18 protein-coding genes, 4 tRNA genes and 1 rRNA gene are annotated in these 22,058 nt (G+C 43.1%); 15 read left to right on the plus strand and 8 right to left on the minus strand.

The window, feature by feature from the left end; genetic code table 11:
• Positions 1-95 precede the first annotated feature (95 nt).
• Entirely contained in the window at positions 96-971 is an 876-nt protein-coding gene (locus CDG62_RS05620) for a metal-dependent hydrolase (RefSeq protein WP_087527967.1), read from the minus strand.
• A gap of 135 nt (positions 972-1,106) precedes the next feature.
• Here CDG62_RS05620 and CDG62_RS05625 point away from each other — a divergent pair, with 135 nt between their 5' ends.
• A complete protein-coding gene (locus CDG62_RS05625; protein ID WP_087527966.1) occupies positions 1,107-2,129 on the plus strand; it encodes an AraC family transcriptional regulator in 1,023 nt (340 codons plus the stop codon).
• 51 nt (positions 2,130-2,180) lie between these two features.
• Here the strand turns inward: CDG62_RS05625 and CDG62_RS05630 are convergent, their stop codons facing one another.
• The gene (locus CDG62_RS05630; protein WP_087527965.1) at positions 2,181-3,512 is read right to left on the minus strand and encodes a Na+/H+ antiporter NhaC family protein; all 1,332 of its coding nucleotides are present in this window, start codon (positions 3,510-3,512) and stop codon (positions 2,181-2,183) included.
• A 372-nt stretch (positions 3,513-3,884) separates the two neighbouring features.
• Here CDG62_RS05630 and trpA point away from each other — a divergent pair, with 372 nt between their 5' ends.
• The 4 genes from trpA to CDG62_RS05650 are packed head-to-tail and all read left to right on the plus strand — an operon-like array spanning position 3,885 to position 7,865.
• Positions 3,885-4,688, plus strand: coding sequence for a tryptophan synthase subunit alpha (gene trpA, locus CDG62_RS05635; RefSeq protein ID WP_087527964.1), 804 nt, complete (start codon positions 3,885-3,887; stop codon positions 4,686-4,688).
• The gene (gene accD / locus CDG62_RS05640; protein WP_087527963.1) at positions 4,685-5,581 is read left to right on the plus strand and encodes an acetyl-CoA carboxylase, carboxyltransferase subunit beta; all 897 of its coding nucleotides are present in this window, start codon (positions 4,685-4,687) and stop codon (positions 5,579-5,581) included. Before trpA ends, accD begins: the two co-directional genes overlap by 4 nt.
• Complete coding sequence (folC, locus tag CDG62_RS05645; RefSeq protein WP_087527962.1) at positions 5,578-6,861, plus strand: bifunctional tetrahydrofolate synthase/dihydrofolate synthase; 1,284 nt, start codon at positions 5,578-5,580, stop codon at positions 6,859-6,861. Before accD ends, folC begins: the two co-directional genes overlap by 4 nt.
• Positions 6,852-7,865 carry an SPOR domain-containing protein gene (locus CDG62_RS05650; protein WP_416232134.1) on the plus strand — a complete coding sequence of 338 codons (1,014 nt, stop codon included), beginning with the start codon at positions 6,852-6,854 and terminating at the stop codon, positions 7,863-7,865. The genes folC and CDG62_RS05650 overlap by 10 nt, the downstream gene beginning before the upstream one ends.
• 26 nt (positions 7,866-7,891) lie before the next feature.
• On the opposite strand, the gene CDG62_RS05655 is transcribed toward CDG62_RS05650, so the two are convergent.
• The 3 genes from CDG62_RS05655 to CDG62_RS05665 form a co-directional block, all read right to left on the minus strand.
• Entirely contained in the window at positions 7,892-8,467 is a 576-nt protein-coding gene (locus CDG62_RS05655; protein WP_087527960.1) for a dual specificity protein phosphatase family protein, read from the minus strand.
• On the minus strand, positions 8,464-9,288 hold the full coding sequence (locus tag CDG62_RS05660) for an MBL fold metallo-hydrolase (protein WP_087527959.1): 825 nt from the start codon (positions 9,286-9,288) through the stop codon (positions 8,464-8,466). Before CDG62_RS05660 ends, CDG62_RS05655 begins: the two co-directional genes overlap by 4 nt.
• A gap of 307 nt (positions 9,289-9,595) precedes the next feature.
• Positions 9,596-10,237, minus strand: a complete 642-nt coding sequence (locus tag CDG62_RS05665; RefSeq protein WP_087527958.1) for a peroxiredoxin — start codon at positions 10,235-10,237, stop codon at positions 9,596-9,598.
• Between the two features lie 512 nt (positions 10,238-10,749).
• Here CDG62_RS05665 and CDG62_RS19590 point away from each other — a divergent pair.
• The 9 genes from CDG62_RS19590 to CDG62_RS05710 all read left to right on the plus strand — a co-directional run bounded on the left by CDG62_RS19590 (position 10,750) and on the right by CDG62_RS05710 (position 17,634).
• The gene (locus tag CDG62_RS19590; protein WP_228254424.1) at positions 10,750-11,007 is read left to right on the plus strand and encodes a hypothetical protein; all 258 of its coding nucleotides are present in this window, start codon (positions 10,750-10,752) and stop codon (positions 11,005-11,007) included.
• Between the two features lie 215 nt (positions 11,008-11,222).
• Positions 11,223-13,946 (plus strand): preprotein translocase subunit SecA, encoded by a 2,724-nt coding sequence (gene secA, locus CDG62_RS05675; RefSeq protein ID WP_087527957.1) that lies wholly within the window; start codon positions 11,223-11,225, stop codon positions 13,944-13,946.
• A 190-nt stretch (positions 13,947-14,136) separates the two neighbouring features.
• Entirely contained in the window at positions 14,137-14,484 is a 348-nt protein-coding gene (locus CDG62_RS05680; RefSeq protein ID WP_087527956.1) for a hypothetical protein, read from the plus strand.
• A 157-nt stretch (positions 14,485-14,641) separates the two neighbouring features.
• On the plus strand, positions 14,642-15,862 hold the full coding sequence (gene argJ / locus CDG62_RS05685) for a bifunctional glutamate N-acetyltransferase/amino-acid acetyltransferase ArgJ (RefSeq protein WP_087527955.1): 1,221 nt from the start codon (positions 14,642-14,644) through the stop codon (positions 15,860-15,862).
• A 145-nt stretch (positions 15,863-16,007) separates the two neighbouring features.
• Positions 16,008-17,075, plus strand: coding sequence for a quinolinate synthase NadA (gene nadA / locus CDG62_RS05690; protein ID WP_087528004.1), 1,068 nt, complete (start codon positions 16,008-16,010; stop codon positions 17,073-17,075).
• 153 nt (positions 17,076-17,228) lie between these two features.
• Positions 17,229-17,305 (plus strand) — tRNA-Pro (locus CDG62_RS05695).
• A 46-nt stretch (positions 17,306-17,351) separates the two neighbouring features.
• A tRNA-Arg gene (locus tag CDG62_RS05700) sits at positions 17,352-17,428 on the plus strand.
• A 35-nt stretch (positions 17,429-17,463) separates the two neighbouring features.
• Positions 17,464-17,539: transfer RNA gene (locus CDG62_RS05705), tRNA-His, on the plus strand.
• 18 nt (positions 17,540-17,557) lie between these two features.
• Positions 17,558-17,634 (plus strand) — tRNA-Pro (locus CDG62_RS05710).
• 122 nt (positions 17,635-17,756) lie between these two features.
• On the opposite strand, the gene CDG62_RS05715 is transcribed toward CDG62_RS05710, so the two are convergent.
• The 3 genes from CDG62_RS05715 to CDG62_RS05725 are packed head-to-tail and all read right to left on the minus strand — an operon-like array spanning position 17,757 to position 19,973.
• Complete coding sequence (locus CDG62_RS05715; protein WP_087527954.1) at positions 17,757-18,236, minus strand: OmpA family protein; 480 nt, start codon at positions 18,234-18,236, stop codon at positions 17,757-17,759.
• Positions 18,230-19,468 (minus strand): sensor domain-containing diguanylate cyclase, encoded by a 1,239-nt coding sequence (locus CDG62_RS05720; protein WP_087527953.1) that lies wholly within the window; start codon positions 19,466-19,468, stop codon positions 18,230-18,232. The genes CDG62_RS05715 and CDG62_RS05720 overlap by 7 nt, the downstream gene beginning before the upstream one ends.
• Positions 19,469-19,472: 4 nt before the next feature.
• Positions 19,473-19,973 (minus strand): YfiR family protein, encoded by a 501-nt coding sequence (locus CDG62_RS05725; protein WP_087527952.1) that lies wholly within the window; start codon positions 19,971-19,973, stop codon positions 19,473-19,475.
• A 507-nt stretch (positions 19,974-20,480) separates the two neighbouring features.
• Here CDG62_RS05725 and CDG62_RS05735 point away from each other — a divergent pair.
• Positions 20,481-22,018 (plus strand): 16S ribosomal RNA (locus tag CDG62_RS05735).
• Positions 22,019-22,058: the final 40 nt, after the last annotated feature.

The following is a 22,058-nucleotide window of genomic DNA, read 5'->3' on the forward strand; positions in this document are numbered from 1 at the left end:
TCGGACATACAAATTCAACTTCATATGCCCATGTTTTAAGATGGGCGTATGATACCTAAACTCATCCAAAGTGTATATTTGTTGCGCTTATTGAATTATTTCCCTGCTTGCCAAAAAGCTTCACCTGCTAAAATTGGGTCTTTACTTTGTGCTAAGGTGTCGATCCAAACATCATACTGCGCAATCACAGGATGTTGATTTGGATGAAAGTCTTTCTTGAACCAATCGAGATATTGACCACGCATCCGAGACAGTATCCCTTTTTTCCCAAAGAACCATGGCAACCCTTTACGCATCATGTGCAAGCGCTGAATACGGTTAAAGCCATCATGTTTGAGCATGACATCTGCACGATAAGTGGTGAACCCAAACATCATGACCGTGGTGAAGGCCAATGCAAATAGACGGGTTACTTCTGGAACATGTCCAACTTGTTTCATGACATCAAACGCCACATCACGGTGTTCCATTTCTTCAATAGCATGCCATGCAAATAAAGCACGTACATACGGGTGGGCCTCAGCCAGCGTGGCTTTCTGGCTATAAAAAGTCTCCGCCATCAGTGCAGTTAAATGCTCTGCTGCCGCAGTCATCGCAATGTTGTACTGAGGTGAGCGTTTACTCAGCTCAAATTTAAAAATTTTATTTAAACGCTGAATAAACTGATCGACAGGCATGCCTTGTTCTCGCATGACCTGATTCATTTTGTCATGAGCAATGCCATGTTGCGCCTCTTGTTTAATAAAATCGGTTACGCGCTGCGCTAAGTCAGGGTCTGTAATTTGATCGCGAAATAAACGCACGCTTTGAATAAAATAGCGTTCGCCATCGGGAAAAGTGAGGCTGAGTGCATCGAACATGCGCGTCCGAAATGGGTCGCCGCCAAACCAAAAACGTGGCACTTCATCGAGCTTAAAATTAAGTTGGGTTCGCACAATTGGTTCAATAGGGGCACTAACAATGGCATTCATTTTGTTTTACTTCATTTGCCTTGGATGATTGCAGTATGTCGGAGAAAATACAGTTTGTTTTGACAGATATTGCCATTTTTTATACATTTTACGCCAATATGAAAATGTCGCATGTCAAATAGCGGGTAGGCGGTCATGCAAGAATTACAAATCCCCAATGGTTATTTTCAGCTCTGGAATATGTACCTGATACAGCAGGGTATTGATTTTCATCATCTCGATGTTTTAAATCCATATAAAGTGAACTTAGAACACGTGCTCAGACTGCCGATCGATACTCAGTCGCCTTTTTCTTTTTTTCATACGATTTTACAGCTCACGCAAACGGAGTTGGACTGTCCACAGTTAACCATGGAAATGGCTAAGCTGATTCGGCCTGAACACTTTGGTGTGCTAGGCTATATGGCGACTAGAAGTAATAGCGTGGCTGAAGCCTTACAGTATGTTATGCGCTTTAGCCGCTTGGTGATTGATGGGGCGGAAGTAACACCGATGCACATGCAACAGCAGGGCAATGAAATATGGCTGACATGGCCGTTCCACCATGAAAAATATGCAATGTTGAATGAAATGACCATGGCCTCGATGGTGCATTTGGCTAAGCAAATTTTCCCCGATCAATTACAGTTCTTAAAAATTCAAATGGCCCATTCCGCGCAGATGGCACTCTATCATTATCAAAAGTTTTATAGTTGTGAAGTGAGCTTTAATCAAGCCTACTATGCCTATGTGATGAGTGCAGACAGTTTGAGCTTAAAATCGGGCTTTGCTGATCCTTCCTTAACGCAGCTTTTACTGAAACAAGCAGAGGTTGCAATTGCCCTCAAGCCTCGTTATGAGAGCGTATTACAACAGATTCATAGTGCCGTGGCGGATTATCTTAAAGCACATGCGGAAGCCCCTAAAATCGAGCACATTGCAAGTGAGCTACATTTGTCTACGCGGACCTTACAGCGCCAGCTACGAGACTTAGGCAGTTCATTTAAGCAAGTGCTTGAATGTGAGCGTATGAAGCAGTGTGAGCATTTGCTTCAACAAGATTTAAGTTTGACTGATATTGCCTTTCAACTCGGCTACTCGGGGCAGTCTGCTTTAGCGCGTGCTTATAAACAGCATAGTGGACAGACCTTATTACAGTTGAGACGACAACTGAAATAACAGCAGGAATAAAAAAGCGCCTTTGGCGAGGCGCTGAAATGTATGAAAGGATCAGACCGATTTCAGTCGTGGAAAACGGAATGCAATCGCAAGAATGGCAAAAATCGCCAGTATCCAACAGTAGTAAATGCTGCCGATGAGTTCGACAGGAGAAAGCTTTGCAATCGAGCAGGCCAATAGAAGTTGTGCGCCATAGGGAATCAGTCCTTGTACCACACATGAAAAGATGTCAAGCAAAGCGGCTGCACGTTTTGGGTCTACGCCATATTCTTTCGCGACTTCACGTGCCATATCTCCCGATAAAATAATTGCTACAGTGTTATTGGCTACAAAAATGTTGGAAAACACCACTAAAAAGCTCAATCCGATTTCACCTGCACGCTCGCGACCGACTTTAAATAAACGGGTTAGGCTGTAAATACGCTGAATAAGCCAGTCGAGTCCACCTTCTTTTTGCATAATACTCGAAAGACCACCCAAGAACATTGACAGTAACGCGACTTCAAACATACCGACAAAACCATCGTAGATGGTTGTGTTGAGTTGAATGACCGTAAATTCTGGCTGTGTAATTAGTCCCATTACTCCTGAGAGCACTACGCCGACTGTAAGTACTGCAAGCACATGTAAACGACTGAAAGCGAGGAAAAAAACCACTACATAGGGCAACACCAGCCAAGGGTTAAAACCTTTCGACTGAATGGTTTCGGTTTGGTGAATACTAAAGAAATAAATCGAGACTGTGACTAAAGCCGCAGGAACTGCAATCCAGACATTGACGCGAAACTTGTCTCGAAGTTGAACTTTTTGACTGGTGGTGGCTGCAATGGTGGTATCCGAAATCATCGACAGGTTATCACCAAACATTGCACCGCCCACGACCGCACCTATGGCATAGACCGCAGCAATATCAGTGGCTTGAGAGAAACCAAAGGCAATGGGTGCACAGGCTGCAATCGTGCCCATCGAGGTGCCCATTGCTGTTGCAATAAACGCTGAAATAATAAATAGCATGGGCAGCACAAAGGCAGGTGGAATCGCAGACAAGCCCATTTGCACTGTAGCATCTACACTACCAATGGCACTGGTGGTACTGGCAAATGCGCCTGCCAGCATGAATACCATGAACATCAAGATGAGGTTCGGGTGGCTTGCACCGCGCAGAAAGATTTCGATGCCTTGATTTAGCTTACCGCGATAAATCAATACCGCCAAAATAATGGCAGGAATGGCCGCAACAGGGGCTTTCATTTGATAGAACGCAAATTCGGTTCCAATAAAAGAATGGTAAATACCACTGCCTAAGAAAATGGCTAAAAAAACAATAAGCGGTAACAGCGCAAGCGCACGTGCTTGCACTAAACCTGAGTTATCGGTGGTCATAGGAGATAGGGAAATGAAAGAATGTGCGTAGTATAATGCAGGTTTTGCTATTTCATAAAATTTTAAATGTAAAAGCTAAGCCATCTATTTTTATCATTTTTTTTCAAATAAAAATAAGTTTATCTAAAACTTAGACATTTTGGTATTTCCTAAAATTAGGCATCTTTGATCATTGAGAAAAATACCGAAATATCAGTAAATGGTGCTTTACGGTTGTTCTGAAAATATTTGACGAAAAATGAATTGGAACGCGAACGCGATGTGCTCTATTCAATGAGTAAAAAATAGCGTTACAATGCAGCGTCTTGTATTTTTACAAAGCCAACTCCTCAGTAGTTTTAATTTTAAACAAGTTAAGGAAAGCACAACCCTATGTCACGTTTAGCCACTCGTTTTGGACAGCTTAAATCTCAACAGCGTAAAGCTTTGGTTTCTTATGTTATGGCTGGTGACCCTCATCCACAGGTAACAGTTCCTTTGTTACATCAGATGGTCGAGGCGGGTGTAGATGTGATTGAACTCGGTCTTCCATTTTCAGACCCTATGGCTGATGGTCCTGTGATTGCCCTTGCAGCAGAACGCGCATTGGCAGGTGGCACCAATACCTTAGATGCTTTGAATATGGTCAAAGAGTTCCGTCAAAAGGATCAAGAGACTCCAGTCGTATTGATGGGCTATCTGAATCCAGTTGAAGTGATTGGTTATGAAAAGTTTGTATCGACTGCGCATGCATGTGGTGTCGATGGCATTCTACTGGTGGACTTACCGCCAGAAGAAGCAGCAGAACTTGATGTTGTATTGAAGCAATTTAATATGGATCAAATCTTTTTACTAGCGCCAACCTCGACGGACGAACGCATTAAACATGTGGTGAAACAGGCGAGTGGTTTCATCTATTACGTGTCTTTAAAAGGGGTCACAGGTGCAGCAACTTTAGACGTTGCTGAAGCTGCAAACCGAATTGCGAAAATTAAAGCAGAAACAGATATTCCTGTCGGTGTTGGTTTTGGGATCAGTGATGCGACATCTGCCAAAGCAATGGGCGGAGTGGCTGATGCTGTGATTGTTGGTAGTGCTTTTGTTAAGCAATTTGCAAGCTTAGCACCAGAACAAGCCGTGGTTGAAACGGTTAATAAAGTCAAGGAGCTTCGAGCAGCGCTCGATGAGTTAGTATGAGTCAAGATGTTAAATCAGGGAAAATCCTAAGCCCATCGACGCCATGGACTGAACGTGGTGTACCCGGTATTCAAGTACCTGATGAGCAAACCTCTCTCAAGGCGACGTTTACAGAACCAACGATCGAATGCCCTGAGTGCCATGCACTTGTTACACGTACTGCAATGTCATTTAACGCTTATGTTTGCCCTCAGTGTGATGAACATTTGCGTATGAAAGCCCGTGATCGTTTGAATTGGTTCTTTGACCAAGTACAAACAGAATTGGGACAAGAATTTAAAGCCAAAGATCCACTAAAATTTGTCGACTCAAAGCCATATCCAGCGCGTATGACTGAAGCGCAGACCAAAACGGGTGAAACCGAAGCTTTGGTGGTGATGCAAGGCATATTGAAAGATGTTCCGATGATTGCCTGTGCCTTTGAATTTGACTTCATGGGTGGGTCAATGGGTACGGTTGTTGGTGACCGTTTTGTACAAGCGGCTGAAAAAGCCATTGCGGACAAGCAACCTCTGATTTGCTTTGCTGCTTCAGGCGGTGCACGTATGCAAGAAGGCATGTTATCTTTGATGCAAATGGCGCGTACATCAGCAGCCATCCAAAAAATGAAAGACGCGGGTCTGCCATATTTAGTGGTGTTAACGCATCCTGTTTATGGTGGTGTAACTGCATCTTTAGCAATGCTCGGTGATGTACATATTGCAGAGCCGAAAGCGATGATTGGTTTCGCTGGTAAACGTGTCATTGAACAAACTGTGCGTGAAAAGCTAGAAGAGCCGTTCCAACGTGCGGAATACTTGCTTGATCACGGTGTAATCGATCAAATTGTTCACCGTCACGCATTACGTGATACAGTTTATCGTATTGTCGCGAAACTGATGAATTTGTCTTGAACACAGCACCACTTGCAACAGACTCTTTAGCAACATGGCTCGATTATTGGGGCCATGTTCACGTTACGGGGATTGATTTAGGGTTGGAACGGGTCATTCCAGTAGCTGAAAAGCTCGGTGTGACACGTCCCGATGCTAAAGTTTTAACTGTAGCGGGAACCAATGGAAAGGGTTCGACCACCACCACATTAGCTGCCATTTTAAATGCGCAAGGCTATAAGGTGGGACTGTATCAGTCACCACACATTTACCGTTTTAATGAACGGGTTAAATTGCGTGGGGTAGAGGTTGATGACCAAAACTTGGTCGATGCTTTTGTGCAAGTGGATCAAGCGCGCCGTGATTGTGATTTAAGCCTCTCGTTCTTTGAGGCAACGACACTCGCGGCTTTTGTCATTTTTAAAGACCAAGCCTGTGATGTTTGGGTGCTTGAAGTGGGTCTAGGCGGTCGTTTAGATGTGGTTAATGTGATAGAGCCCGATGTTGCGGTGATCACCAATATTGGTTTAGACCATACTGACTGGCTGGGCGATACCATTGAAAAGATTGCCTTTGAAAAGGCAGGCATCATCCGTCCAAATATTCCTGTGGTGTTTGGCGGCTTACAACACATTCCTCAAGCAATTATCGAAAAAGCGGATGCATGCGCTGCAAAACTTTATGCAGTGAATCGTGACTATTTTTATCAACTTAGTGAGCATGGTCAGTCGTGGATGTTTGCATCTAGTGGCACCACTCTAAATTTACCGCTCGGCACATTGGCGGTTGAGAATATTTCAACAGCTGTTGCTGCTGTTTTATTGAGTGGTTTAACGGTTACTCAAACAGCTATTTCCGAAGGAATTCAAAACGCAAAACTGCAAGGTCGTTTTGAAATTCGCCAAATACAGAACAAAACGGTGGTTTTTGATGCAGGGCATAACCCGCATGGTGTTGCTTTTTTATTAAATCAATTGCGAAATTTCCTAAAATACAATAAACAGTACACTGAAGTAGTCAGTGTTTTCTCGATGTTGGCAGATAAAGATGTGAAATCTGTCACAGAGTTATTGAAAGACTCCATACAAATGTGGAAAATTGCGGCATTAACGGTTCCGCGTGCAGCACCTATTGAACAATTGGATCAAACGCTGCAAGGGCAACATGTGCAGCACTTTGACAGTGTGAAATTGGCTTTTAAATCAGCGCTCGACGAAACAAAGAATAATCAGCTGATTTTGGTATGCGGTTCATTTCATACCTTAGAAGCGGTATGGGAGTATTTGGAAGAATGTCAATGAATAACAAACAACGCTGGATGGGTGGCGTTGTTTTATTAGGTGGTGGTGTCCTTTTGGCGGCATTATTGCTCAAAGGCAAAGAAGAAATACATCAAAATAATATTAAAACACCAGAGCTTGCGACACAATCTGTGCAACGCAATGCCGAAGGTGAGTTGGTTCAACTTCAGCCGTTAACGGTTGATGTTGAAACAGAAAAGCGTTTACTGGAACAACAACGTGTAGCACGTGAAAAATCGGTTGCTGAACAAGAAGCTCGTGCGGCCGAATTTTTGGCAATGCAACAGCAAGCCGAAGCAGATGCTGCACGTAAAGCAGCAGAAGAATATGCTGCGTTGAATGCACACCGTAATGCGGCACAGCAAAGCTCAGACAATATTCCACCAGAATTGGTTGAAGATGAAAAAGCCAAGCAACAGCGAATTGCTGCGGACAAAGCGGCTGAAGTAAAGAAGTTGGAACAGCAAAAGCTACAAGCACGTACTGATGCTGAAAAAGCAGCGGCTGCAAAAAAACTGGCTGAGCAAAAAGCCTTAGCAGAAAAGCAAGCACTTGAAGATAAAGCTAAGCGAGAAGCAGAGGCTAAACGTAAAGCAGAAGACGAGCGTAAAGCTGAAGCGAAAAAAGAAGCCGAACGTAAAGCAGATGCTGAGAAAAAAGCGGAAGACAAACGTAAGGCAGATGAAAAGCGTAAAGCTGATGAAGCCAAGAAAAAGGCGGAAGCTGAAAAAGCGCGTGATTTGCTTGAACATGGCGATAAGCAATGGATGGTACAAGTGGCATTGGCTGCCAATGAAGCCAATGCGGATGCACTGGCTGCTAAGCTTCGTGCGAAGGGCTATAAGGTCACTAAAAGTCCAACCTCTAAAGGCGTGCGGATTATGGTGGGGCCATCTAAAGACCGTGATACTGCCGATGCAGCCCGTAAGAAGATCACTTCAGATGCAAGCCTTGGCATGAAGTCAGCATGGGTGATTGACTGGGTGCCACTCGACAAACGATAAGATTGGGTTTAACCCAATTGCCTTCACTAAAATGGATTCAACAGTTGCTGTTGAATCCATTTTATATTTTCAGGGCTAAATAAAGGCTCAATATTTTGCCAAATCGGATGAAAACCATAACCCCCATGTTTCATCTCAGCCAAGGCATCAGCGGTAGACCAGTTTTGAAAAATAATGCGGTACATAGCCACACTGGCGCCTGTACGGTCTGAACCATGGTAGCAATGCAGCAAAACTTTTTGCTGATTTTGCTCTGCATGTTGAATTTGCTGCATCACCTTTAACAGGTCTTCTCGGTCAATCGCCCATGTATGAATTGGGATATGCACCAGTTCAAACCCTTGGTTGGACAGTTTTTTTAGGTCTTGATTGCGCGAGCGTAAATTAATAATAACGTCAATTTGCTGTGCTTTTAAACTTGGAACTAAATCTTGATCGGGTTGCTCACTCCGAAAAACAGTTTCGCTGATTTGATAGAAGTTATGTGCAGGTTGGATCGACTGTCCCCAGTGTTGTGGGCGCTCTGTCTCTGGCAGCGCAGGTGTAGTCATACAGCCAGAAATACTGACACACAGAGAAAGCATAACAAGGTATTTGGTCATAGGATCAGGCTCTGATGGTATGAGAGTTCAACAGGGTCATGCGCACAAAAGATTTCGATACTGGGTTCAGACTGTGCCAATTGTTGAATTTTATGCAGGTTGCTTAAACGCTGTGAATTATCTTCGGCAAAAAATACTTCCAAGGCATTTAAGCTGCGAAGTTTGTTTTGAGGGTTGAGTTCTAAGTGAGAGTAGTAGGCATCCCCGCAGAAGAGTTTCCAACCCTGTTGGGTTTTAATGGCAATGCCACAGTGACCTTCAGTATGCCCAAACAGCGGAATCAAAAGAATCTCATTATGAAATAAGTCAAACCCTTGCACTTGAGTCAAATTAAACCATGCGTCACCGTGGATCGGCTCAATAAAGTGCCAATGGCGATGCTGCTGAAATTGTTGTGTTTTATAACGCGCTTTATTTTTTAATGATTTCAGGTTTTGTGCAGCATTATATTCGTTAGACAGGATATGCACCGTTGCGTTGGGAAAGTCAGAAATGCCACCTGCATGGTCAAAATCCAGATGTGAAACCAAAATATGTTTAACATCTTTCGGGTTAAAGCCAAGTTTTTGGATTTGTGCAATTGCAGTTAATTCTAAGTTTTGTTCAATTTTTCCAATCCGAGCCACTAACTGCCCCAAACGCTGTTTGGTGTGTAGATAGTCTTGTATGCCTAAGCCCGTATCAATCAGCACCAGCCCTTGATCTGTTTCAACCAAAAGACAATGACACACCACCTTGGCTTGAAAACCTTTTTGGCCAAAGAGCGGAGCACAAACTGGACACATAGTGCCACAATGTAAATGGTGAATGTTATATATCATAAAGTCATTTTTATCGTGTTGTTTGGACTGTTATAGCGGAAGATTGGAGTTTTAACAGTTTGATTTTGTTAAAGAGTCATGTGTGCCTGCTTTAAGCGGAAAAAGCCTGTCGATTGACAGGCTTTAAAAAGTTCAAACTCGGCTCGTCATTGGAGTTTGAAGCGATCATACACGGTAACTCAGAACGTATTTTTATGGGTTAGTTTCCTCTTTGGATTGCTTGCAGTTTAGTGCCCATTTTTGTTTTCAATCGGTCTGCTCGGTCAAAACTTCGGGCTTCGCTTGTCTAGTGCAAGAGCAGAGTATTTTATCCTTGCTCAGGCTGTGGAGTCAGGCGTAAATATGGAGTCACCGCCTTATAGCCTTTCGGAAAGCGCTGAGCGATCTCCGCTTCATCTTTGAGTGATGGTACAATCACCACATCATCGCCCTGTTGCCAGTTTGCTGGGGTTGCAACTTTGTGATGATCGGTCAGTTGCAATGAGTCAATCACGCGTAAGATTTCATGGAAATTACGACCTGTTGATGCAGGATAGGTGATAATCAAACGGACTTTTTTGTTTGGGTCGATAATGACCAAAGAGCGAACCGTTAATGTTTCACTGGCATTGGGATGGATAAAACCATATAGCTCAGATACTTTTCGGTCTTGGTCGGCAATGATCGGGAAGTTCACGGTAGTATTTTGCGTTTCATTGATGTCTTTAATCCAACCATAATGTGACTCGACATCATCAACCGAGAGGGCAATGGCTTTTACCCCACGTTTTTCAAATTCCTCTTTGAGTTTTGCGGTAAAGCCAAGCTCGGTGGTACATACTGGCGTGTAGTCAGCAGGATGTGAAAACAGTACTCCCCAGCTATCGCCTAAAAATTGATAAAAATCGATTTCGCCTTCGCTCGAAGCCTGTTGAAAGTTGGGTGCGATGTCGCCTAAACGTAAACTCATGTTGAACCTCAAATTATCTTTATGTCTATGGGATGAACATCACTATGGCGCAATTTCTTTTGCATGAAAAATAGTGTTTTATTATTTATTTATACAAAATATTCATAATTAGTCGGATAGGTGTTCTGTATTTGGGTATGTCAAAGATGATCTCATTTTTTGCTCTAGAGACCACTTATTTGCATATTTGGAACGGTATTTAGACGAGACTTTTCAGTGTATTGCTTTATAGAATTGATCGCTCATAGGATCGGTTTATAATTGGCTATAATTCTTTTCATGATTGATTTATAGTTGTTTTTTAAAGCAATTCCACAAAGTATAAAAACTTGAGCATTCCAACAATGAAAAAAATAGGTATCGCCCTGACTTTGTTGCTGTGTGGGTTCGCTTCAACTCATGCGCAGAATAGCGGGTAATTAAAACAAGCCCAAGTGAGTACTGCTCGTCAAACGCCACAACAAATTACAGACCAATATTTAGCGTCTTAAAAGAGCCTTACACAGCGGGACGTGGCACTGTCTCAGGCTCTCGACCGAGAGTTAGCTCAAGGTCAGACTACGAATGCGAGTAATGTCTACAATATTACCTGCGTACAGCTCGTTCCAATTCTCACTGCGATGCGAGTCAATGATGAGCAGCTTTTAGATTTTCTACAGAGCATGAATCCAAGTCAGTCCAACAACGGAGTGAAAGGTTCGCTGCGGCAAAATCCAGCGCATGAAAGCAAAACCTTGAACAACTGCAAACAATTAAAGTCGCTACTTTAAAAAAGACCGTTGAATCCTGATGAGTTCGGATGAAATCTCTATGTCGGCTGTTTAAAATTTGTTACATTAGTTTGCCTTAGATTCGACGGGCTAGAAACAATGAATAGATTTTTTAAATGGTTTTGTGTAAAGCCCTTGTACTTCAAATTTCTAGCACCATAATAACGACTAAGAAAACATATTCATTTGACAAGCAAGATTTAGAGAGTCTATTCATGTTGGCAAGTCTGATCGGAGGAATCTTCGGTACCAAAAATGAGCGCGAACTCAAACGCATGCGTAAAATCGTAGACAAGATTAATGCGCTCGAGCCGACGATATCCGCTCTTGGCGATGCAGACTTATCTGCAAAAACTGAAGAATTTAAACAACGCTATAACAAGGGCGAAAGCCTCGATAAATTACTCCCAGAAGCATTTGCTGTCTGCCGTGAAGCAGCTAAGCGTGTGATGGGCATGCGTCACTATGACGTACAGTTGATCGGTGGTATTACCTTACACGAAGGTAAAATTGCAGAGATGCGTACAGGTGAAGGTAAAACCCTGATGGGTACCTTGGCGTGTTATTTAAATGCGATTAGTGCTCAAGGTGTTCACGTCATTACCGTGAATGACTACTTGGCACAGCGTGATGCTGAATTAAACCGTCCGCTCTTTGAATTTTTAGGTTTAAGCATCGGGATTATCTATTCCATGCAAGATCCAACAGAGAAAGCTGAAGCCTATCGTGCTGATATTACCTACGGTACCAACAACGAATTTGGCTTTGACTATCTACGTGACAACATGGTGTTCTCGCTTGCTGAGAAAAAACAACGTGGTTTGGTCTATGCCATCATTGATGAAGTCGATTCGATCTTAATTGATGAAGCACGTACGCCGTTGATCATTTCGGGTCAAAGTGATGACTCTTCCCAGTTGTATACTGCAATCAATAGCATTCCACCTAAACTGCATGCGCAGAAAGAAGAAAAAGTCGCGGATGGTGGTCACTTCTGGATCGATGAAAAACAACGTTCTGTTGAAATGACTGAGGTTGGTTTTGAAACGGTTGAAAATGAACTGATTGAGATGGGCTTGTTGGCTGAAGGTGAAAGTCTATATTCATCGACCAACCTGAACTTGGTTCACCATGTGACTGCTGCCATTCGTGCACATTACTTATATCAACGCAATGTGCACTACATCATCAATGATGGTGAAGTGATCATTGTCGATGAAAACACAGGACGTACCATGCCTGGTCGTCGCTGGTCTGAAGGTTTACACCAAGCAGTTGAAGCAAAAGAAGGCTTGGAAATTCAGCCTGAAAACCAAACGCTCGCAACCACAACTTTCCAGAACTATTTCCGCCTATACAAAAAGCTTTCGGGTATGACCGGTACTGCCGATACTGAAGCTGCGGAAATGAAAGAAATTTATGGTCTAGATGTAGTGATCATTCCGACACACCGTCCTATGATTCGTCTCGACCAAAACGATTTAATCTATTTAAATCGTAATGGTAAATACAATGCGATTATTCAAGAAATTCAACGCGTGCATGAGTCTGGTGTAGCCCCAATTTTGATTGGTACTGCAACGATTGAAGCTTCTGAGATTCTGTCGGATAAATTGAAAGAAGCAGGCATTCAGCATGAAGTGTTGAACGCGAAACAACACGAACGTGAAGCGGATATTATTGCGCAAGCGGGTGCACCGCGTGCAGTGACCATCGCAACCAACATGGCAGGTCGTGGTACAGACATTTTGCTTGGTGGTAACTGGAAAGCTTTACTGGCAAAAATTGAAAACCCAACCCCTGAAGATGAAGCGCGCTTAAAAGCCGAATGGGAACAAAGCCATGAAATGGTATTAAGCTCTGGTGGCTTACACATCATTGGTTCTGAGCGTCACGAATCGCGTCGTATTGATAACCAGCTTCGTGGTCGTGCAGGTCGTCAGGGTGACCCTGGTGTGTCGCGTTTCTATTTGTCTCTTGAAGATGACTTGATGCGTATCTTTGCCGGTGACCGTGTTGTGGGCATGATGCGTGCGATGGGCTTACAAGAAGACGAAGCGATTGAGCATAAGATGGTGTCACGTTCGATTGAAAATGCGCAGCGTAAAGTTGAAGCACGTAACTTCGATATTCGTAAGAACTTATTAAAATACGATGACGTCAACAACGAACAGCGTAAAATTATTTACTCACAACGTGATGAAGTTTTAGCTGAAAGCACATTGCAAGATTACATCGAAGAAATGCAACGTGATGTGATGAAAGGCGTGATTTCTAACTATATCCCACCTGAGTCAATTCATGATCAATGGGATATTGATGGGCTTGAAAAAGCCTTACGTGAAGACCTTGCGATTGATTTGCCAATCAATCAATGGTTGGAAGATGACCGTCGTTTAGATGAGGAGTCTTTGGTTGAGCGTATTACTGATGAAGTGGTACAGCGCTACCGTAGTCGCCGTGAGCAAATGGGGGATGAAACAGCAGTTATGCTGGAGCGTCACTTCATGTTGAACTCGCTGGATCGTCATTGGAAAGATCACTTGGCGGCAATGGATTATTTACGTCAGGGTATTCACTTGCGTGGTTATGCACAGAAAAATCCTGAGCAAGAGTACAAAAAAGAAGCGTACAACTTATTTGTAAATATGTTGGCGATTATCAAATCAGACGTTGTAACTGACTTGTCTCGTGTGCATGTACCAACGGCTGAAGAGCTAGCTGAAATGGAAGCACAGAAGCAAGCTCAAGCTGAAGCGATGCAATTGAATTTGTCGCATGCAGACTTTGATGGTTTGTTGGCCGATGATCAAAACCACTTTGCAGAAGTAGATGCACAGTACGAACCAGTAGAAGCATTTGCTGCACCTGCGAGTCGTAATGCGCCTTGCCCATGTGGTTCAGGTCTGAAATACAAACAATGTCACGGTAAAATCTAAACATGGCGTAATAAAAAGCAGAACTTTGGTTCTGCTTTTTATTGGAATGGCTAAAAAATTCTCATTGAGCTAAATTACATATTGCTTATGATGCCAGCTAAAGCGTTGCAGAATGTGAATAGCAATTGCAGTCTTAGTCATTAAATGCTATTTAGTTGCTCATTATCTAAATCTCTAAAGTGGAAAGACAATGAAAAAAGTATTAAAACCAATCATGATCGTAGCTTTAGTGCTTCCAACTTTTGCACTTGCAGACACCACTACAGCAGCTAAAGTCCAACAAGCACGTGGCACAACCACAGCGCCTGCGGCACAAGTCAATGGCAATATTACGGTACAAAGTCCACGTACAGGTATTCGTTATACTTTTCCTAACCCAAATCAACGTCCTGTCGTATTACAAACAGCGGCTATTGCTCCGGTGAATGCAGTCACAGTGAATCGTATCGTGGCTTCAAACCCAGCACTTTCTCCTGTAAGTCAAGAAAATGCTAAACAAGCGCTTTTGTCTAGTTCAGCACAGCTTGCTTCAAATTAATCAAATGCTACAGCGTAAAACCAATCTTCGGATTGGTTTTTTTATGTCAAAAATGAGTGTGCATTGAAAAGTTAAAGCAAACAAAGTCTTCTGCTCGATTTTTTTTGAAAATTCTAATAAGCTGTGTTTTTTCTAACAAATGAATTGGACGTTTAAAATGCCAGTAGGTGACGTATCAATGCCACAAATGCACGTGGTGAAAGGGGTGAGAATCGGAACGGCTGAAGCTTATGTACGCTATCAGAACCGACGAGATCTTGTCATTTTCGAATTTGCTGAAGGAACGAATGTTGCGGGTGTTTTCACCCAAAATGCTTTTTGTGCAGCACCTGTGCATGTGTCTAAAGCGCACTTACAAGTGGCGAATCCGCGCTACCTCATTATTAACACTGGTAATGCCAATGCAGGTACAGGTAAAACTGGTCTAGCAAATGCCCAAAGCACTTGCACAAAACTGGCTGAACTTGCCGATGTAAAGGCGAACGAAATCCTGCCATTCTCAACTGGGGTAATTGGTGAGCAATTGCCTTTAGAACGTTTGTGTAGTGGTTTACAGCCTGCTTTAAATAGTTTGAGTGCTGAGGCTTGGGTCGACGCTGCTACTGGTATTATGACGACTGACACAACTCCGAAAGGCGCATCTGAGCAATTTGAGTTGGATGGCATCACGTATACCATGACTGGTATTTCTAAGGGTGCAGGCATGATTCGTCCCAATATGGCAACGATGTTGGGTTATGTTGCAACCGATGTACCTATCAGCCGCGAGTTGGTTCAGCAACTGTTGAGCGAAACGGTCAATGTTTCGTTTAACCGAATTACCATTGATGGTGATACTTCAACCAATGACTCCTGTATCTTTGCCGCTACGGGGCAAGCGGGTGGTATTGAAATCACCTCAGCCCAAGATGCACGCTATGCCGTAGTGCTAGATGTACTCACGCGTATGATGAAACGCCTTGCACAACTGATTGTGCGTGATGGTGAAGGTGCAACCAAGTTTATTACGGTTGCAGTTGAAGGTGGGTATGACACACAAGAATGCTGTGATATTGCTTATAGTATTGCGCATTCACCTTTGGTTAAAACTGCAATTTTCGCGTCAGATCCGAATTGGGGTCGTATCTTGGCTGCGATTGGTTATGCAGGGGTTAAAAATTTAGATGTTGAAAAAATCCAAGTTTGGTTAGATGATGTGCAAATCTGTAAGGATGGTGGCGCGGCGGCTGATTACACAGAAGCGGAAGGTGCCCGTGTAATGTCACAAGCCGAAATGACCATTCGTGTAGATCTAGGACGCGGGGCAGCGAAAGACACAGTGTATACCTGTGACTTATCTTATGACTATGTGAAGATTAATGCGGATTATCGTTCTTAATCTTAACGAGTTTTAAAAAAGCCTCCTTTGGAGGCTTTTTTACCATAAGAACTTTTGAATGATTGGTCAAAAGCCGAGAAGCCATTTGGCCAATAAATTAAGTGCGGGACTTGCTTGCTGACAAGCATGAAGGGATGAATGAATGATGAACAATGCGACCAATTTAATTGCCAATGACGCAAAATCAATTGTGCAGGCGCATTTGGACCGTTTGGGTGAAACCAAAGACTCAAAGCTCAGTGAAGAAGTGAAGCAAGAAAAATTTGCTTTAATCTTGGATGAGTTGAAAAAGCGAGATGCGGTATTGGTAGCGCACTACTATTGCGATCCTGAAGTACAGGAGTTAGCAGAGTTAAGTGGTGGCTGTGTATCCGATTCATTGGAAATGGCGCGTTTTGGTCGTGATCATCCAGCGTCGACCTTGGTGGTGGCAGGTGTTAAATTTATGGGGGAAACCTCAAAAATTTTATCCCCGGATAAAACTATTCTGATGCCCACTTTGGAAGCGACATGTTCTTTGGATTTAGGTTGTCCTGTTGATGAATTTAGTCAGTTTTGTGATGCCCATCCAGACCATACAGTAGTGGTCTATGCCAATACTTCAGCAGCCGTTAAAGCTCGTGCCGACTGGGTGGTAACCTCAAGTTGCGCGGTCGAAATTATTGAGCATCTAGACAGTTTAGGTGAAAAGATTATTTGGGCGCCCGATCAGCATTTAGGCCGTTATATCCAAAAGAAAACAGGTGCAGACATGTTACTTTGGGATGGTGCTTGTATTGTGCATGAAGAATTCCGTGCACGAGGTATTGCGCAAATGAAGGCGCTTTATCCTGATGCTGCGGTGTTGGTACATCCTGAGTCACCTGAATCAGTGGTAGATGTCGCTGATGCCGTTGGAAGTACATCACAGCTCATCAAAGCTGCGCAAACCTTACCTAATGAACGACTGATTGTGGCAACTGATCGAGGTATTTTCTACAAAATGCAACAAGCGGTGCCCAACAAAATTTTGGTTGAAGCACCAACAGCTGGAGAGGGTGCAACTTGTCGGTCTTGTGCGCACTGCCCGTGGATGGCAATGAATGAGCTAGATGGTATTTTGGAGGTTTTACAAAAAGGGGATCAAGAAATTTTTGTTGATCCTGCACTTGCTAAGCGTGCAAAACTACCTTTAGATCGGATGTTGGATTTCAGTGCATCGCTAAAACGTTAAAATTTGTATAAAAAACGGCTGAAACGCTTGATTAATATACATTTGACGTGATTTTTTTATTTTTTTTAAATATAGGTGTTGACGTTATCAAGCGTCACGCCTAGAATGCACACCGTACCGAACGAGATGTTCGATACAAAAGCTGAGATGAATCGGAGCATAGCACAGCCTGGTAGTGCACCTGGTTTGGGACCAGGGGGTCGTAGGTTCGAATCCTACTGCTCCGACCAATTCTTCAAGGCAAGGTTATCCATAATACCTCGTATTATTGGTCATGCGCCTGTAGCTCAGTTGGATAGAGCATCCGCCTTCTAAGCGGATGGTCACAGGTTCGAATCCTGTCAGGCGCGCCATTAGGTGGCTTGGTATTAAGAACCGACACGTTATGGTGGATGTAGCTCAGTTGGTAGAGCCCTGGATTGTGATTCCAGTTGTCGCGGGTTCGAATCCCGTCATTCACCCCAACTTTTAAAAGTTGAAATCGGAGCATAGCACAGCCTGGTAGTGCACCTGGTTTGGGACCAGGGGGTCGTAGGTTCGAATCCTACTGCTCCGACCATTTTTTAAAATGGTCGAAATAAAGATACCGCATTAAGCGGTTTTTTTATGCCTGAAATTTAGTAAAATGCATAAAAAAGCCTTCGTGATGAAGGCTCAAAATAAAACGTAAAACAGAGATGATTAAGGAATAATAATAATATTTACACGACGATTCAGTGCTTGGTTTTCCTCACTGTTATTTTCGACTAAAGGTTGTGATGCACCGCGTCCGATACTCTGAATATTTTGAGTTTTAAACCCTGTTTCGATAAAAATCTGGCTAACCGTTGATGCACGTTTCTCAGAGAGCCTTTGGTTGTAGCTTGGATCACCAATATTATCTGTATGTCCAACCACTTTAATTTTATTCAAATTATATTGCTGCAACTGTTTAGAAAGTGCTTCGAGTGCAGGTTTTTGAGCCGCTTGAATATCGGATTGGTCAAAGCCGAACAATAATTTTTCAGGCAGTCTCAGCGTCCAGCCTTCTTCGGTTAAGGTAAAACCTTGTTTCTTCAGCATGCGTGCTTGTTTATAGTTGAGATGCCCTAAACTCAGGCAACCAGATAAAGCAGTGATAAGACCTGCGATAAGTATAAATTTACAAAGATGTTTTAACATGAAGGTTCCTGATCCGGATTTAGGCAAGGTGTGATGTACCACCCTTGAGCTAAGTTTTTGGCTTTATACATGGCATTATCTGCTTCAGCAATCAAATCTTCAGGCGTTGTTGAACATTTTGAGAAAGCAACGCCAATGCTGAAACTAAAATGAATCTGTTGTTGATCAAAATATAATGGTGCTTTACTGCATTCGATTAGATGCTCGCAAATTAGTTCTAAATGATCATAGTGTTTGATATTGCGGAGCAGAATTGCAAATTCATCACCACCTAAACGAGCAACCACATCGTGGCTTCTGACATTCTTTTTTAAGCGTTGAGCCATTTCTTTGAGGACGGCATCACCAGCTAAGTGCCCATAAACATCATTAATGTTTTTAAAGTTGTTGTTGTCGATAAAAAAGAGAGCGGTCTGGTTTTTCTCAGGGTGTTCAAATTGATTGAACAAAATATTGTAAAAATAATGACGATTCGGTAGCTCGGTTAGCTGATCATGCAATGCTTGATGTGATAACTGAGAGTTTTCGCTTTGTAGCTTTTCATTAGTGCGCTGTACCTTATCTAATAAATTATTAAATGCGCCGCTGATGACGCGAAATTCATAAATTGGTGATGATGGAAGACGTGCTTGATATTGGGTATCAAGATTAAGGCTTTCAACAGTATTGACCATGGGTTGAATCGAGTGCATCAGTTTTTGATATGTTGAATGTACCAACCACAACATAATCAGCAGGATGACAAAAATTCCAGCGGAGAGACAAATCAAGAGCTGAAAGAAAAAGCTCATGAGTTGAGTAGCACTACCGTAAATAATCAATGTCCCGTACTGGTTATTTTGATGTTTGATGGTGCGCGTCACAGGGTGTTTAAAGAAGACCTTATCAAACAGATTTTCCATCCATGCAAACTCTGGTGTAGGTTTGTATGCTTCGGCCAGTGGTTTCCCTTGCAAGTTGATAACTTGAATAGCGCGAATTGGATATTGTTGAATATGATTGTTCAATGTTTGCTGTAGCGTAATATGATCATTGAAAATGACCGCAGGTTGAATTTGTTCACTTAAGGTTGCGCTGAAAATATTGAGGCTCTGCTTGGCGTAGGTATTCATGGTGTAGATGGAAATCACCACGAAAATTAAACTGCAAATTCCGAAGGTAAGGGCAAAAATCAGCAATTGAGACTGACTAAAAATTTTTTGCAGCGAAGTATTAGAGTTTTTACGAAACATTGAATTAAGGCTCCGTAGATTTTGCTAATAATAAAACACGTGGATCTACACGCGCTTGGGACTGAGACAGGCTGGCCAAGTTTACCTTAAAGGAAGTTCGCGTTTTGTTTTGATATAGGCAAAATGCGCTACCTAATTCGCATTCAGTATTGTTAGAGCTAAAAGTCAGTGGAGCATCTTTTAGGTTATTTATAATATTTTGCTCTTCACGTGGTGTGTAGGTTGAGAAAAAAACAGCATTGCACATAACCTTATTTAGTTCCGACAAGCTGACCACTTGAATTTGATAGGCACTTTTGAGTTGTTGATTCACTTGAATGAACTGATTGGATAATTGGCTGTTGTTTAAAATGCATAAAGAAATAGGGTTGGGAGTATTCCAACGCACATAGCTCAAAATCGTCAATGTGGTTGCAGGGAGATTTAGTTGTGGTTGTGCCTGTACCTGAGAAATCATTAAACAGGACAAGAGGATTAAATAAATTTTGTATTTAAAAGCTGTCATTATTCATTTTGCTTGGCAGCGAAAGTGAGCTTATTTTAACGAAAAATAAACAGTGATGGTTAAAATTGCTTTAATAATCGACAAAAATCACTTTTTTGAACAAAAAGTGTTCTCTTGAAATGGAATAATAGAAAAAGGTGTTGCAAGCAGTTAGAAATGCTGTAGAATGCACATCCATCGGCGGTGATGAAGATTAAAACTTCTGATAAAACAGTAACTTAGTTAAAATTGATTGAGTTGGGTTTTGGAAAGAGAGTTTAAAATAATTTGAATTACCAGTTGACTTCTTCTTGAAAGAGAGTAGTATAGCCGACCTAGCTTGCTGATGACGAATCAGTAAGAAGATCATTAAGAGATTATGAAGAACAACTTGTGTGGATTTTTACTGATTGATCGATCGAAAATATTTCATTGATTGAATGGTAGAAATTACTCGAAGTTTATTTGAGAAATTAATGTCAGAAAATTGATGAGCCAAGATTTGTAGCCATAAGCTACTAATGATTTTAACTGAAGAGTTTGATCATGGCTCAGATTGAACGCTGGCGGCAGGCTTAACACATGCAAGTCGAGCGGGGGATGTTGCTTCGGTAACTGACCTAGCGGCGGACGGGTGAGTAATGCTTAGGAATCTGCCTATTAGTGGGGGACAACATTCCGAAAGGAATGCTAATACCGCATACGCCCTACGGGGGAAAGCAGGGGATCTTCGGACCTTGCGCTAATAGATGAGCCTAAGTCAGATTAGCTAGTTGGTGGGGTAAAGGCCTACCAAGGCGACGATCTGTAGCGGGTCTGAGAGGATGATCCGCCACACTGGGACTGAGACACGGCCCAGACTCCTACGGGAGGCAGCAGTGGGGAATATTGGACAATGGGCGGAAGCCTGATCCAGCCATGCCGCGTGTGTGAAGAAGGCCTTTTGGTTGTAAAGCACTTTAAGCGAGGAGGAGGCTACTGAGACTAATACTCTTGGATAGTGGACGTTACTCGCAGAATAAGCACCGGCTAACTCTGTGCCAGCAGCCGCGGTAATACAGAGGGTGCGAGCGTTAATCGGATTTACTGGGCGTAAAGCGTGCGTAGGCGGCTTTTTAAGTCGGATGTGAAATCCCTGAGCTTAACTTAGGAATTGCATTCGATACTGGGAAGCTAGAGTATGGGAGAGGATGGTAGAATTCCAGGTGTAGCGGTGAAATGCGTAGAGATCTGGAGGAATACCGATGGCGAAGGCAGCCATCTGGCCTAATACTGACGCTGAGGTACGAAAGCATGGGGAGCAAACAGGATTAGATACCCTGGTAGTCCATGCCGTAAACGATGTCTACTAGCCGTTGGGGCCTTTGAGGCTTTAGTGGCGCAGCTAACGCGATAAGTAGACCGCCTGGGGAGTACGGTCGCAAGACTAAAACTCAAATGAATTGACGGGGGCCCGCACAAGCGGTGGAGCATGTGGTTTAATTCGATGCAACGCGAAGAACCTTACCTGGTCTTGACATAGTAAGAACTTTCCAGAGATGGATTGGTGCCTTCGGGAACTTACATACAGGTGCTGCATGGCTGTCGTCAGCTCGTGTCGTGAGATGTTGGGTTAAGTCCCGCAACGAGCGCAACCCTTTTCCTTATTTGCCATCGGGTTAAGCCGGGAACTTTAAGGATACTGCCAGTGACAAACTGGAGGAAGGCGGGGACGACGTCAAGTCATCATGGCCCTTACGACCAGGGCTACACACGTGCTACAATGGTCGGTACAAAGGGTTGCTACCTAGCGATAGGATGCTAATCTCAAAAAGCCGATCGTAGTCCGGATTGGAGTCTGCAACTCGACTCCATGAAGTCGGAATCGCTAGTAATCGCGGATCAGAATGCCGCGGTGAATACGTTCCCGGGCCTTGTACACACCGCCCGTCACACCATGGGAATTTGTTGCACCAGAAGTAGGTAGTCTAACCGCAAGGAGGACGCTTACCACGGTGTGGCCGATGACTGGGGTGAAGTCGTAACAAGGTAGCCGTAGGGGAACCTGCGGCTGGATCACCTCCTTAACGAAAGATTGACGATTGGTAAGAATCCACAACAAGTTGT

This window comes from Acinetobacter sp. WCHA55 (assembly GCF_002165305.2).
Classification (GTDB): Bacteria; Pseudomonadota; Gammaproteobacteria; order Pseudomonadales; family Moraxellaceae; genus Acinetobacter.

Coding starts and splice junctions, on each gene's coding strand:
- CDG62_RS05620 (WP_087527967.1), bottom strand. CDS start 971: ATGAATGCCATTGTTAGTGCCCCTATTGAACCAATTGTGCGAACCCAA.
- CDG62_RS05630 (WP_087527965.1), bottom strand. CDS start 3,512: ATGACCACCGATAACTCAGGTTTAGTGCAAGCACGTGCGCTTGCGCTG.
- CDG62_RS05625 (WP_087527966.1), top strand. CDS start 1,107: ATGCAAGAATTACAAATCCCCAATGGTTATTTTCAGCTCTGGAATATG.
- CDG62_RS05680 (WP_087527956.1), top strand. CDS start 14,137: ATGAAAAAAGTATTAAAACCAATCATGATCGTAGCTTTAGTGCTTCCA.
- CDG62_RS05720 (WP_087527953.1), bottom strand. CDS start 19,468: ATGTTTCGTAAAAACTCTAATACTTCGCTGCAAAAAATTTTTAGTCAG.
- argJ (WP_087527955.1), top strand. CDS start 14,642: ATGCCAGTAGGTGACGTATCAATGCCACAAATGCACGTGGTGAAAGGG.
- CDG62_RS05715 (WP_087527954.1), bottom strand. CDS start 18,236: ATGTTAAAACATCTTTGTAAATTTATACTTATCGCAGGTCTTATCACT.
- CDG62_RS05725 (WP_087527952.1), bottom strand. CDS start 19,973: ATGACAGCTTTTAAATACAAAATTTATTTAATCCTCTTGTCCTGTTTA.
- nadA (WP_087528004.1), top strand. CDS start 16,008: ATGAACAATGCGACCAATTTAATTGCCAATGACGCAAAATCAATTGTG.
- trpA (WP_087527964.1), top strand. CDS start 3,885: ATGTCACGTTTAGCCACTCGTTTTGGACAGCTTAAATCTCAACAGCGT.
- accD (WP_087527963.1), top strand. CDS start 4,685: ATGAGTCAAGATGTTAAATCAGGGAAAATCCTAAGCCCATCGACGCCA.
- CDG62_RS05660 (WP_087527959.1), bottom strand. CDS start 9,288: ATGATATATAACATTCACCATTTACATTGTGGCACTATGTGTCCAGTT.
- CDG62_RS05665 (WP_087527958.1), bottom strand. CDS start 10,237: ATGAGTTTACGTTTAGGCGACATCGCACCCAACTTTCAACAGGCTTCG.
- CDG62_RS05650 (WP_416232134.1), top strand. CDS start 6,852: ATGTCAATGAATAACAAACAACGCTGGATGGGTGGCGTTGTTTTATTA.
- CDG62_RS05655 (WP_087527960.1), bottom strand. CDS start 8,467: ATGACCAAATACCTTGTTATGCTTTCTCTGTGTGTCAGTATTTCTGGC.
- secA (WP_087527957.1), top strand. CDS start 11,223: ATGTTGGCAAGTCTGATCGGAGGAATCTTCGGTACCAAAAATGAGCGC.